At 58.2% G+C, this 12,851-nt stretch carries 10 protein-coding genes; 5 read left to right on the forward strand and 5 right to left on the reverse strand.

The features are described from left to right. Nucleotides 1–7: 7 nt before the first annotated feature. From BMF08_RS08055 to BMF08_RS08070, 4 genes are read left to right on the forward strand one after another with little or no spacing between them, the layout of a single operon-like run. Nucleotides 8–1,141, forward strand: coding sequence for an amidohydrolase/deacetylase family metallohydrolase (locus BMF08_RS08055; protein ID WP_072570345.1), 1,134 nt, complete (start codon nt 8–10; stop codon nt 1,139–1,141). Continuing rightward, nucleotides 1,125–2,243: a DgaE family pyridoxal phosphate-dependent ammonia lyase gene (locus BMF08_RS08060; protein ID WP_072570346.1), complete on the forward strand. Its 1,119-nt coding sequence runs from the start codon at nt 1,125–1,127 to the stop codon at nt 2,241–2,243. The genes BMF08_RS08055 and BMF08_RS08060 overlap by 17 nt, the downstream gene beginning before the upstream one ends. Continuing rightward, on the forward strand, nt 2,240–2,980 hold the full coding sequence (dagF, locus tag BMF08_RS08065; RefSeq protein WP_072570347.1) for a 2-dehydro-3-deoxy-phosphogluconate aldolase: 741 nt from the start codon (nt 2,240–2,242) through the stop codon (nt 2,978–2,980). Before BMF08_RS08060 ends, dagF begins: the two co-directional genes overlap by 4 nt. Nucleotides 2,981–2,995: 15 nt before the next feature. Continuing rightward, nucleotides 2,996–4,906, forward strand: coding sequence for a BglG family transcription antiterminator (locus tag BMF08_RS08070; RefSeq protein ID WP_072570348.1), 1,911 nt, complete (start codon nt 2,996–2,998; stop codon nt 4,904–4,906). Between the two features lie 74 nt (nt 4,907–4,980). On the opposite strand, the gene BMF08_RS08075 is transcribed toward BMF08_RS08070, so the two are convergent. Next, the gene (locus BMF08_RS08075) at nt 4,981–5,430 is read right to left on the reverse strand and encodes a hypothetical protein (protein WP_158684881.1); all 450 of its coding nucleotides are present in this window, start codon (nt 5,428–5,430) and stop codon (nt 4,981–4,983) included. 187 nt (nt 5,431–5,617) lie between these two features. Between BMF08_RS08075 and BMF08_RS08080 the strand changes: the two genes are divergently transcribed. Continuing rightward, nucleotides 5,618–6,217, forward strand: a complete 600-nt coding sequence (locus BMF08_RS08080; RefSeq protein ID WP_072570350.1) for a nitroreductase family protein — start codon at nt 5,618–5,620, stop codon at nt 6,215–6,217. A gap of 78 nt (nt 6,218–6,295) precedes the next feature. On the opposite strand, the gene nrdG is transcribed toward BMF08_RS08080, so the two are convergent. The 4 genes from nrdG to treB form a co-directional block, all read right to left on the reverse strand. After that, entirely contained in the window at nt 6,296–6,760 is a 465-nt protein-coding gene (gene nrdG / locus BMF08_RS08085; protein ID WP_072570351.1) for an anaerobic ribonucleoside-triphosphate reductase-activating protein, read from the reverse strand. 76 nt (nt 6,761–6,836) lie between these two features. Next, nucleotides 6,837–8,975, reverse strand: coding sequence for an anaerobic ribonucleoside-triphosphate reductase (gene nrdD, locus BMF08_RS08090; RefSeq protein ID WP_072570352.1), 2,139 nt, complete (start codon nt 8,973–8,975; stop codon nt 6,837–6,839). 738 nt (nt 8,976–9,713) lie between these two features. Beyond that, nucleotides 9,714–11,375: an alpha,alpha-phosphotrehalase gene (gene treC / locus BMF08_RS08095; RefSeq protein ID WP_072570808.1), complete on the reverse strand. Its 1,662-nt coding sequence runs from the start codon at nt 11,373–11,375 to the stop codon at nt 9,714–9,716. A 47-nt stretch (nt 11,376–11,422) separates the two neighbouring features. After that, nucleotides 11,423–12,844, reverse strand: coding sequence for a PTS trehalose transporter subunit IIBC (gene treB / locus BMF08_RS08100; protein WP_072570353.1), 1,422 nt, complete (start codon nt 12,842–12,844; stop codon nt 11,423–11,425). Nucleotides 12,845–12,851: the final 7 nt, after the last annotated feature.

Raw genomic sequence — 12,851 nt, forward strand, 5'->3', positions numbered from 1 at the left:
GATGCGCATGTATGATTTACTCCTGCGCCGCGCGCGGCTGGTGGACGACACTATCGTCGATATCGCCGTGCAGGACGGGCAGATCGCGGCGATTGGCGAGATCGACGCGCCGGCCGCGAAAATCCTCGATCTGAACGGTGAGCACTACGTCAGCGCGGGCTGGATCGACTCTCACGTTCACTGCTACAGCCGTTCACCCATCTACCGCGACGAGCCGGACAGCATCGGCATCGCCACCGGCGTCACCACGGTGGTGGACGCGGGCAGCACCGGCGCGAACGACGTGGACGATTTCTATGCCCTGACGCGCAGCGCGGTGACGGAGGTTTACGCGCTGCTCAATATCTCCCGCGTCGGGCTGATCGCCCAGAACGAACTGGCGGACATGGCGAATATCGACGGCGAGGCGGTACGGGCGGCGGTAAAACGCCACCCGGACTTTATCGTCGGGCTGAAAGCGCGCATGAGCGGCAGTGTGGTGGGCGATAACGGCATCGCGCCGCTGGAGCGCGCCCGAACCTTTCAGAAAGAGAACGGCGATCTGCCGCTGATGGTGCACATCGGCAACAACCCGCCGAACCTCGACGACATCGCCGCACGGCTGACGTCAGGCGACATCATCACCCACTGCTACAACGGCAAGCCGAACCGCATCCTGACGCCTGCGGGCGAGTTGCGCGCCTCGATGATCGACGCCCTGCGCCGCGGCGTGCGCCTTGATGTCGGCCACGGCAGCGCCAGCTTCAGTTTTGAGGTGGCGAAGCAGGCCATCAGCCTCGGCATTCTGCCGCATACCATCAGCTCGGATATCTACTGCCGCAACCGCATTAACGGCCCGGTGTTTTCGCTGGCGCGGGTAATGTCGAAATTTCTCGCCATCGGCATGTCGCTGCCGCAGGTGATCGAATGCGTGACCGCCAGCGCCGCCGACGGCCTGCGGCTGAAACGCAAAGGTCGCCTGGCGGTGGGCTTTGACGCCGATCTGACGATTTTCGACTGGCGGCACCAGCCGGTGCTGTTCACCGACGCAGAAAACGACAGCCTGCATGCCGACAGCGTGCTGGTGCCGCTGGCGGCGATCCGTGCAGGTAAAGGTTATATGACACCACAAGGGAGTGAAGAACATGTCTTCGATTTATGAAAAATACGCGCTCAAACAGGTGATTAACGCCTCCGGGCGCATGACCGCGCTTGGCGTCTCCACCCCGCGCCCGGAAGTGGTCGAGGCGGTGCTAACCGGCATGAACCACTATTTTGAGATGAAAGATCTGGTGACCAAAACCGGGGACTACATCGCAAAACTGCTGGAAGTGGAAGGTGCGACCGTCGTCTCCTGCGCTTCGGCAGGCATTGCGCAGTCGGTGGCGGCGGTGCTGGTCAAAGACAGCGACTGGCTGCTGGAAAACCTGCACAGCACGCCGATCGAAAACAACGAAATCGTGCTGCCGCGCGGGCATAACGTCAACTTTGGCGCGCCGGTCGGCACCATGGTGGCGCTGGGCGGCGGTAAAGTCGTTGAAGCCGGTTACGCGAACGAGTGCTCGGCGGCGCAGCTGGCGGCAGCCATCACCCCGCGCACGGCGGCGATCATGTACATCAAATCGCACCACTGCGTGCAGAAAAGCATGCTCAACGTCGAACAGGCGGCGGTGGTGGCGCGTAAACACAATCTGCCGCTGATCGTCGATGCCGCCGCCGAAGAAGATTTGCAGTGCTACTACCGCGCCGGGGCTGATCTTGTGATCTACAGCGGGGCGAAAGCTATCGAAGGGCCGACCAGCGGCCTGGTGATCGGCAAACAGCAGTATGTTGAGTGGGTGAAACGCCAGACAGCGGGCATCGGGCGCGCCATGAAAGTGGGCAAAGAGGGCATTCTTGGCCTGACCTGCGCCATCGAACACTACCTCTCCGCGCAGAAAGAGAGCGGCGCAGAAATGGTGGCAAAAATGACGCCATTCATTGACGGACTGAATACGCTGGACGGCGTCACCGCGCGCGTGGTGTGGGACAGCGCCGGGCGCGACATCGCGCGGGCAGAGATCAAATTTGATGAAGCCGTCACCGGTATCGCCACCGGCGAGCTGGTTAATGCGTTGAAACAGGGCGAGTACGCCATCTATTTCCGTGGCTATAAAGCCAACGAAGGCATTATCGAAGCGGACGTGCGCAGCGTCAGCGCCGACCAGCTGGACATTATTATTCGCCGTATTGCCGACGTGCTGAACAAGGAGCAAACCGCATGACCCTGACGCCCAATTTCTACCGCGACCGTGTCTGCCTGAACGTGCTGGCAGGCTCGAAAGAGAATGCCCGTGAAATTTACGACGCCGCCGAAGGCCATGTGCTGGTGGGCGTGCTGTCGAAGAATTATCCGGACGTGGCGAGCGCCGTGGCGGACATGCGCGAGTATGCCGCGCTGATTAATAACGCGCTCTCCGTCGGCCTGGGGGCAGGCGATCCCAATCAATCGGCGATGGTCAGCGCCATTTCCCGCGAGGTACAGCCGCAGCACGTCAACCAGGTCTTTACCGGCGTGGGCGCGAGCCGCGCGCTGCTCGGCCAGTCGGAAACCGTGGTTAACGGTCTGGTTTCCCCCACCGGCACGCCGGGGCAGGTGAAGATCTCCACCGGGCCGCTGAGTTCCGGCGCACCGGCGGGCATCGTGCCGGTGGAGACCGCCATCGCGCTGTTAAAAGACATGGGCGGCAGCTCGATCAAATATTTCCCGATGGGCGGGCTGGACTGCCGTGATGAGTATCAGACGGTGGCGGAAGCCTGCGCCCGCCATGACTTCTGGCTGGAGCCGACCGGCGGTATCGATCTGGAGAATTACAGTGAGATCCTGCGCATCGCGCTGGACGCCGGTGTACCGAAAATCATTCCTCATATTTATAGTTCCATTATTGATAAAGTAAGCGGTAATACCCGCCCGGAAGACGTGCGCCAGCTGCTGGCGATGACCCGGGCGCTACTGCCGTAACCAGAGGACACCGACGTGCGATTTCCGAACCAACGTTTAGCGCAGCTGTTCGACATGCTGCAAAACGAGACGCTGCCGCAGGACGAGCTGGCGCAGCGGCTGTCGGTGTCCACGCGTACCGTGCGGGCCGATATCACCGCGCTGAATGCGCTGCTCGCCAGCCACGGCGCGCAGTTTATCCTCAGCCGCGGCAACGGCTATCAGCTGAAAATCGACGACGCCACCCGCTTTCACTCCCTGCAAACGGATCGCCCGCGCGCGCTGCGTATTCCGCGCAGCGGGCAGGAGCGGGTGCACTATCTGGTGGTGCGTTTTTTAACGTCGGCCTTCTCCCTCAAGCTGGAAGATTTAGCTGATGAATGGTTTGTCAGCCGGGCGACGCTGCAAAGCGATATGGCGGAGGTGCGTGACTGGCTACAGCGCTACCATCTGACGCTGGAAACGCGCCCGCGTCACGGCATGAAGCTGTTCGGCAGCGAAATGGCGATCCGCGCCTGTCTGACGGATCTGCTGTGGGAGCTGGCGCAGCAGGACGCCCACAGCCCGCTGTTAACCGAGGAGGCGCTGAACCGCGGCGTGCCGGAACAGCTTGAGAGGCTGCTGCATCAGTGCTTCACCCGCCATCATATTCGCCTGACGGATGAGGGCGAGCTGTTTATCCGCCTCTACTGCGCGGTGGCGGTGCGGCGCATCAGCGAAGGCTATCCGCTGCCGGAATTCACGGCGGACGATGGCGATGAAAATGTCCACCTCGCCGCGCGGGAGATCGCCGCCACCCTGCAACAGCTGGCGCAGAAACCGCTCGCCCCGTCGGAAGAAGCGTGGCTGCGGGTGCACATCGCCGGGCGACAGGTGCAGGAGATCGCGCCGAGCGCTATCAATGCCGATGACGACGAAGCGCTGGTCAACTATATCCTTGGCTTTATCAATACCCACTACAACTACAATCTGCAAAACGATGCCCAGCTGCATGCGGATCTGCTGACGCACATTAAGACCATGATCACCCGCGTGCGCTACCAGATCATGATCCCCAATCCGCTGCTGGATAACATCAAACAGCACTATCCGATGGCGTGGGACATGACCCTCGCGGCGGTGTCGGGCTGGGGCAAATACACGCCCTGGACGATCAGCGAAAATGAAATCGGCTTCCTGGTGCTGCATATCGGCGTCGGGCTGGAGCGCCATTACAATATCGGCTATCAGCGGCAACCGCGCGTGCTGCTGGTGTGCGATGCCGGTAACGCCATGGCGCGGATGATCGAAGCGGTGCTGCAACGCAAATATCCGCAGATCGAGGTCACCAGCACGGTGACGCTACGGGATTACGAACAGCGCGACAGCATCAGCGAGGACTTTGTTATCGCCACCGCGCGCATCAGCGAAAAAGACAAGCCGGTGGTCACCATCGCGCCTTTCCCCACGGATTACCAGTTAGAGCAGATCGGCAAACTGGTGCTGGTGGATCGCACGCGTCCCTGGATGCTGGAGAAGTATTTCGATGCCAGCCATTTCCGCATTATCGATCGCTCGGTCGATCAGCAGACGCTGTTTGCGATGCTGTGCAGCCAGCTGCATGAGGAGGGCTTTGTCGATGGGGAGTTTGTTGATTCGGTGGTGGAGCGTGAGGCCATCGTCAGCACCATGCTCGGCGACGGCATCGCGCTGCCCCACGCGCTGGGACTGCTGGCGAAAAAAACCGTGGTCTATACCGTGCTGGCGCCGGAAGGCATCCAGTGGGGGGATGAAGTCGCGCATATTGTTTTCCTGCTGGCGATCAGCAAAAGCGAATATGAAGAAGCGATGGCCATCTACGATATTTTTGTCACCTTCCTGCGGGAACGCGCGCTGACCCGCTTATGCGCCTGCAAAGATTTTACCGAATTTAAAACCGTCGCCATGGAATGTGTGAGCCGGTTTTAATTAAGGTAAAATATTTATATTAATGCCTGCGCTAGCGGGTATTTTTATTTTTACAAGTTTCCCCGTGAGGTTATTTATCTTTTCGGTGGAAGATCCTGCGGCAGTATTTCCTGCCCGGTAATGGCATCGACGATTTGCTCTGAGCCATCAGGATATTTGGTTACGGATACCAGCCGGCCGCCGTACAGCGGGATGCCGGACATCTCCAGCGTATAATCCGTTTTCTTAATTTCCTGTTTCTTAAGCTCTTGCTGCTTCTTGATTTCTTCCGGCGTCTGCGAAGACAGCGTAATCTTCGTGGCGCTTTCTTCGGCGTCCAGCGGCGATTTGTCAGTATTAACGTCTGTGGATTTACTGTTATTCCAGACAGTCGGGTTATTATCCTGATTAGATAAAAGCGATTCACCGTGCGTATTTGTCGCGGTGATTTTTTCAATACCGTTCATCATCATCTCCGGGTCGAAAATGCAATAGGGCGCAGGACGCGGTGCGCTCTTTTCGGGAAGAGTGCGCAGCATCTGCAAGGGATAAAGGTGACAAAAAGGTTATCGGCGGGGCAGCGAAATAATTTAATACAAAATAATCAACGTGCGGTCGTTCTGTTTTTTTGAAGGATAAGGACAAATTGTTCTACTTTCATGATTGCGCCGTCAGGCTTACTCTGTAAGAACAGCCGACAGAATTTGAAGTGAAAAACATTCAGGAGAACGTATGTCAGACAACTTTATTTCGCTCGCGACGCAACGCAGAACCATCTATGCACTGGGCAAGGACCTGCCGGTATCAGAAGATGAAGTGATTGCCACCATTCAGGAAGCCATTCGTCAGGCGCCTTCGGCATTCAACTCGCAGAGTTCCCGCGCGCTGATCCTGCTCGGCAACGAACACAATAAATTCTGGGAGATTGTGCGTGAACAGTTAAGAAAAATTGTTCCTGCAGAGAGCTTCCACGCCACTTCCGACAAGCTGGACGGCTTCGCCGCCGCCGCGGGTTCGGTACTCTTCTTCGAAGATCAGGACGTGGTTACCCGTCTGCAGGAGCAGTTTGCAGCTTATGCCGATAACTTCCCGATCTGGTCAGAACACAGCACCGGTATTGCTCAGTACGCGGTATGGCTGGCGCTGGCAGAGAAGGGCATTGGCGCGAACCTTCAGCACTATAACCCGCTGGTTGACGCAGATGTGCAGCAGGCCTGGAATATCCCGGCCAGCTGGAAACTGCGTGGACAGATGAATTTTGGCGCCATCCTCGCACCGGCGGGCGATAAAGCCTTTATGGACGACGACAAACGTTTTGTGGTTGCCCGTTAATTAAGAATGCCGCCAGCAGGCGGCATTCTTATTATTGTAGGTCGGGTAAGCGCAGCGCCACCCGACAAACAAGCCCAATTACCGCAAATAATGCACCACCTGGTTGCTACTCCCGCGCCAGATCAGCGACGGATCTTTCAGATCCTGCACAAACTTCCCGTCCACCAGCACGTTAATCAGCTCCACCACCGCCATTTGCGCGGCAGTTAACTCCTCAAGCTTATAACCCGTCCACACCCAGATATCCTTGCCGGGGCATTCGGCACGAATGCGCTGCACCAGCGCCAGGATCTCCGGCACGTTTTGCGGATGCAGCGGATCGCCGCCGGACAGGGAGATCCCCTGGCGTTTGATCCGCGTATCGTTCAAATCACTGATAATTTGATCGGCCATTTCACGGGTAAACGGCTGCCCCGAATTGAGCCGCCAGGTGCTTTTGTTATAGCAGCCAGGGCACTCATGCACGCATCCGGAAACAAACAGCGTGCAGCGCGTTCCGGGGCCGTTCACGATATCGACGGGGTAATATTGATGAAAATTCATAATGCATAACCTTGCCGGGTGGCGCTTCGCTTACCCGGCCTACAGTGACAGCCGGGTGGCGTTGAAGGACACAGACTCAACCGATCTGCCCGTTTCCTAAATGCTTCACGCGGCGCTTCACTTCTTCCTGCTTACCGGCGTTAAACGGACGCGCATCCGGGCTGCCCAGATAACCGCATACGCGGCGGGTCACCGACACCCGCGCGGCGTCGTGGTTGCCGCATTTCGGACAGGTGAAGCCTTTGCTGGTGCATTCGAACTCGCCGGTAAAGCCGCACTCGTAGCACTCATCAATCGGCGTGTTGGTGCCGTAATAGGGCACATGCTGATAGCTGTAATCCCATACGTCTTCCAGCGCTTTCAGGTTGTGCTGAATGTTCGGGTATTCGCCGTAACAGATGAAACCGCCATTTGCCAGCGGCGGATAGGGGGCTTCGAAATCGATTTTGTCGTACGGGTTCACCTTCTTCTCCACGTCGAGGTGGAAACTGTTGGTGTAATAACCTTTGTCGGTGACGCCCGGCACCACGCCGAACTCGGCGGTATCCAGACGGCAGAAACGATCGCACAGGTTTTCGCTCGGCGTGCTGTAGAGGCTGAAGCCGTAGCCGGTCTCTTCTTTCCACTGATCCACTGCCTGACGCAGACGTTCGACAATGGCAATGCCTTTCGCGCGCAGCGTCTCGCTGTCGTACATGTGTTCGCCGCCCGCCAGCGCATTAATGGTTTCATGGATGCCGATATAGCCCAGCGAAATGGACGCGCGCCCGTTTTTGAAAATTTCCGACACCTCATCGTCCGCCTTCAGACGCACGCCGCAGGCCCCTTCCATATAGAGAATGGGCGCGACGCGGGCTTTCACGCCCTCCAGACGGGCGATACGGGTCATCAGCGCTTTCCGCGCCAGCTGCAGGCGGGCGTCCAGCAGTTTCCAGAATGTGGCTTCGTCGCCTTTCGCTTCCAGCGCGATGCGCGGCAAGTTCAGGCTGATCACGCCGAGGTTGTTACGCCCGTCGTGGATCTGCTCGCCGTTTTCATCTTCCCAGACGCCGAGGAAGCTGCGGCAGCCCATCGGGGTTTTGAACGAGCCGGTGACTTTCACCACCTGATCGTAATTGAGAATGTCCGGGTACATGCGCTTGCTCGCGCATTCCAGCGCCAGCTGTTTGATATCGTAGTTGGCATCGCCAGGCTTGTGGTTCAGGCCGTCGCGGATGGCGAACACCAGTTTCGGGAACACGGCGGTTTTACGATTTTTGCCCAGTCCCGCGATGCGGTTACGCAGGATCGACTGCTGGATCAGCCGCGATTCCCAGCTGGTGCCGAGGCCAAAGCCAAAGGTGACGAACGGCGTCTGGCCGTTGGCGGTGTGCAGCGTATTCACTTCGTATTCCAGCGACTGGAAAGCGTCGTAGCACTCTTTTTCGGTACGGGAATGGGCGTAGCCGTCCGCATCCGGGATGTGCCACTCTTCCGCCGTTTTGCGGTGTTTTTTGAAGCTGGCGGTGACAAAAGGCGCCAGCACTTCGTCGATGCGGTTAATGGTGGTGCCGCCGTAAATATGGCTGGCGACCTGGGCGATGATCTGCGCGGTCACCGCCGTGGCGGTGGAAATAGATTTTGGCGGTTCAATCTCCGCGTTGCCCATTTTAAAACCGTGGGTCAGCATGCCTTTCAGATCGATGAGCATACAGTTGAACATCGGGAAGAAGGGCGAGTAGTCGAGATCGTGGTAGTGAATATCGCCACGCTCGTGCGCCAGCACCACGTCACGCGGCAGCAGATGCTGACGGGCGTAGTGTTTGGCGACGATGCCCGCCAGCAGGTCGCGCTGGGTGGGGATCACTTTGCTGTCTTTATTGGCGTTTTCGTTAAGCAGCGCGGAGTTGGTTTGCTCCACCAGACCGCGGATCTCCTGATTGAGGCGGCCACGTTTTTCACGCTCAATATCCCGGTCATGGCGATATTCAATATAGGCGCGCGCCAGCTGCTTGTACGGGCCGGACATCAGCTGGTTTTCTACCGCAGTCTGAATTTCATTGATATCCACCTGACTGCGGCCCTTCATCTGCTGTCCCACGACCTCTGCGACGGTGGCGCAATAATCTGCGTCATCGACTCCCGCTGCTTTAGCTGCACGCAAAATTGCTTCCTGAATGCGCTCTGAGTTGAAAGGCACTTTACAGCCATCTCGTTTCATCACATGCGGTGTCATGATCTCTCCATTTAGAAACAGGTTATCCACAAAAGCGGAATAATATTCACAGCGGGCATACGTCTGTGCCAGCAGGTTTTTCCTCGCGCACGGTCTTTTTTATCCACAAATCTGAGGGATAAACCAGCGGTGTGGTTGTTGCAATATTAGACAATTAATACAACATATTGGGTCGGGGCGGGATTTTAAGTCCTATATATAGTGATTTGCATCAAACAAGTTTGCGATTTTATTGATGCAGGACAAGGTAAAAACATGACCGTACAGATGGCGGGCGTTGCGGGGAATGTAAATTCTGATGGAGCGTTTCGTGGTTTATTGCGCTCTTTTTCGCTCCGACGAACGGCTTTGGTTCCAGTAAGTTCCGACAAACATAAAGCCACTCAGTCGTAACAAACCCTCATCGTAATTAACGCGAGGGGTTGAGTCCCCGCTGAAACCGGCGAGCCGGAGGCCGGATGACAAGGGCTGGCCGCCATGGATGGCGGCCAGAGGCGATATGAGGCAGGAGGCCGAATCGAGCCGACCGCAGGCAGACGGGCGGGAGGTGAGCGCAGTGCGCAGCACCGGTTTCTTTGCGGGGCCGCAGGGATTGCTAAGGGGGCCGCGGTGGCCCCCTTAGCACGTTCACCGTCAGCGGCGTCACGCCTGACACGGAACGCAAAGTGAACGGAACATTCCACCGCACCGAACATCCCCCAAAACCAAACGGAACATTCCACCTGCCCTCATCTAAAACTAAGCCTCCCCCTGCCTCCACCACACCGCCTCATACGGCCTTAACACCGCCTTCGCAGGGGCCTGCGCCACCTCCGCATAATTACTCATCACCACCCGCCAGTCGCCCGCCATCTCCTCCGGCTCCCATGCCTGATTCTCCCCGCTCAGATTCGCCACCACCAGCAGCGTCTGCCCCTGCCACTGGCGGCGATAACACCACACGAAAGGATGCGCAGGCAGCAGATCCTCATAATCTCCCCAGGTCAGCACCGGCTCGCGTTTGCGCAGCGCAATCAGCGCCTGATAGGTATAAAACACCGAGTCCGCATCGCGCAGCGCCGCCTCCACGTTCACCTGCGGATAGTTCTCGCACAGGGCGATCCACGGCTCGCCCCGGGTGAACCCGGCATGGGGAGAGGCATCCCACTGCATCGGCGTGCGGCTGTTATCGCGGGATTTGGAGGCGAGGATCGCCAGCAGCTGATCGGCGTCCTGACCGGCGGCGCGGCGTTCGGCAAACATATTGTGGCTTTCCACGTCGCGGTAATCGGTAATACGCGTAAAGTGCGGGTTGGTCATGCCGATCTCTTCGCCCTGATAGATATAGGGCGTGCCCTGCATACCGTGCAGCACCATGGCGAGCATTTTCGCCGAGGTGACGCGGTATTCCCCTTCATCCCCGAAGCGCGACACGATGCGCGGCTGATCGTGGTTACACCAGAACAGCGCGTTCCATGCCACCTGATGCATCCCCTGCTGCCAGTAGCGGAACAGCGTCTTCAGCGCCACGAAATCCGGGGCCGCCAGCGTCCATTTCTCGCCGCCGGGGTAGTCCACTTTCAGATGATGGAAGTTAAAGGTCATCGACAGCTCGCGGCCATCCTGGGCGGCATACTGCCGACAGTGATCGAGGGTGGTGGAGGACATTTCGCCCACCGTCATCAGTCCGCGCGGGCGGAAAACGTCGCGGCTCATCTCCTGCAAATATTCATGGGCGCGCGGCCCGTCGGTGTAAAAACGACGCCCGTCCCCCAGCTCATCCGGCGGAAAATCCTGATCTTTGGAAATCAGATTCACCACATCAAGACGCAGCCCGTCGACGCCGCGATCGGCCCAGAATTCACACACCTTTTTCAGCTCGGCGCGCACCTGCGGACTTTCCCAGTTCAGATCCGCCTGCTCCGGAGCGAAGAGGTGCAGATAGTACTGCCCGCTCTCCGCATGCCAGCGCCAGGCGCTGCCGCCGAATTTCGAGCGCCAGTTGTTTGGCGGCGTCAGGGGCGAGCCGTCGCGCCAGATATAAAATTCGCGGTACGGACTGGCGGGATCCTGCGCATGGCGAAACCAGGCGTGCTGCGTGGAGGTATGGTTTAACACCATATCCAGTACGATGCGGATGCCGCGCGCATGGGCCTGGGTCACCATCTCGTCAAAATCGTCCAGCGTGCCGTATCCCGGATCGATGGCGGTATAGTTCGCCACGTCGTAGCCGTTATCCACCTGCGGCGAGATATAAAACGGCGTCAGCCAGATGGCGTCGACGCCGAGGATTTTCAGATAGTCGAGGCGGTGTGTTACGCCGCGTAAGTCGCCGCGTCCGCTGCCGGTGGTGTCCTGGAAGCTTTTGGGGTAAATCTGGTAGATAGCGCCGGTCTGCCACCAGTGGGGAAGTGTATTCATCGTGTCGTCCCGATCGTAAAAAGGGGCGCCGTCGCGCCCCCGAAGCATCAAACAATCTGTAGCGATCCCTGGCGGGCTTTGCGCTGGTACATAAAGGTCGTGAGCACTAATGGCACGACAATGGCGATAACCATGGCGATGCCGTAGACCTGCCAGTAACCGGTCTGGATAGAAAGAATACCCGGCAGACCGCCGACGCCGATGCCGTTCGCCATCACGCCGTATAATCCGCACAGCAGCGCGGCGAGGCAGGAGCCAATCATCGCGCACAGCATCGGGAAGCGGTATTTCAGGTTGATACCGTACATTGCCGGTTCGGTCACGCCGAGGAAAGCGGAGATAGCGGCAGGCACCGAAATCTCACGTTCATTCTCTTTGCGGCTGACGATGATGATCCCCACCACGGCGGACGCCTGAGCGATGTTCGACAGGGCAATCAGCGGCCACATTGGTGTGCCGCCCATGCTCTGGATCATCTGCATATCAATAGCGAGCGTGGTCTGGTGCACCCCGGTGATCACCAGCGGCGCATAGAGGAAGCCAAACAGCGCCGCGCCTATCGGGGCGAAGCTGCCGGTCATCAGATGGCGCATGGCAAAGGCCACGCCGTCGCCGATCAGACGACCAAAGGGGCCGATAAAGGCATGGGCAAGGAACACTGCGAGGAGCAGCGAGCAGACCGGCACCACCACCAGATAGAGGTAGGCGGGGACGATACGCTTCAGCTGCAATTCAATATAGCCAAGCGCCAGACCCGCCAGCAGCGCCGGGATGACCTGCGCCTGGTAACCTACTTTATCAATGCTGAACAGGCCAAAGTTCCAGGCTTCCGGCACCTGCTGGCCCAGTAAGTAAGCGTTCATTAACTGCGGCGAAACCAGCGTAATGCCGAGCACGATACCGAGGATCGGCGTGCCGCCCATTTTCTTCACCGCCGACCAGCAGATCCCCACCGGCAGGTAGAAGAAGATCGCCTCGCCAATCAGCCACAAGAAGTCATAAATGGTTTTCAGCGCCGGGGACATTTGCGCCAGCGTCTGTCCGTTGCTCATCGGCAGATCGCCGATAACGTTACGGAAGCCCAGAATCAAACCGCCGCTGATCAGCGCTGGCAGCAGCGGGAAGAAGATCTCCGCAAAGTGCGAGATCAGCTGCTCGTACCATTTCATATTCTGGCGCGCCACCCGTTTGGCGTGCTCTTTATCCGCATGAGCCTGACCGGTAGTGGCGAGCAGGACTTTGTAGTAGTCGCCGACATCGGGGCCGATCACCACCTGGAACTGTCCGGCGTTGGTAAAGCAGCCCTTCACCATTTTCAGTTTTTCAATGGCTTTCGGATCGGCTTTCGCCGGGTTATCAAGCACAAAGCGCAGGCGGGTAATACAGTGGCTGACGGTGGCGATGTTATCCCGTCCGCCAACCAGCTCGATTAATTTATCGATGTCAGCTTGATCTACTTTTTTGCTCATCGTGAAG

The sequence above is a fragment of the Enterobacter sp. SA187 genome (genome assembly GCF_001888805.2).
Lineage (GTDB): Bacteria > Pseudomonadota > Gammaproteobacteria > Enterobacterales > Enterobacteriaceae > Enterobacter_D.

Excerpts from the sequence above, each read along its gene's own strand:
- BMF08_RS08055 (WP_072570345.1), top strand. The coding sequence starts at position 8 with ATGTATGATTTACTCCTGCGCCGCGCGCGGCTGGTGGACGACACTATC.
- BMF08_RS08080 (WP_072570350.1), top strand. The coding sequence starts at position 5,618 with ATGTCAGACAACTTTATTTCGCTCGCGACGCAACGCAGAACCATCTAT.
- treC (WP_072570808.1), bottom strand. The coding sequence starts at position 11,375 with ATGAATACACTTCCCCACTGGTGGCAGACCGGCGCTATCTACCAGATT.
- BMF08_RS08060 (WP_072570346.1), top strand. The coding sequence starts at position 1,125 with ATGTCTTCGATTTATGAAAAATACGCGCTCAAACAGGTGATTAACGCC.
- treB (WP_072570353.1), bottom strand. The coding sequence starts at position 12,844 with ATGAGCAAAAAAGTAGATCAAGCTGACATCGATAAATTAATCGAGCTG.
- nrdD (WP_072570352.1), bottom strand. The coding sequence starts at position 8,975 with ATGACACCGCATGTGATGAAACGAGATGGCTGTAAAGTGCCTTTCAAC.
- dagF (WP_072570347.1), top strand. The coding sequence starts at position 2,240 with ATGACCCTGACGCCCAATTTCTACCGCGACCGTGTCTGCCTGAACGTG.
- nrdG (WP_072570351.1), bottom strand. The coding sequence starts at position 6,760 with ATGAATTTTCATCAATATTACCCCGTCGATATCGTGAACGGCCCCGGA.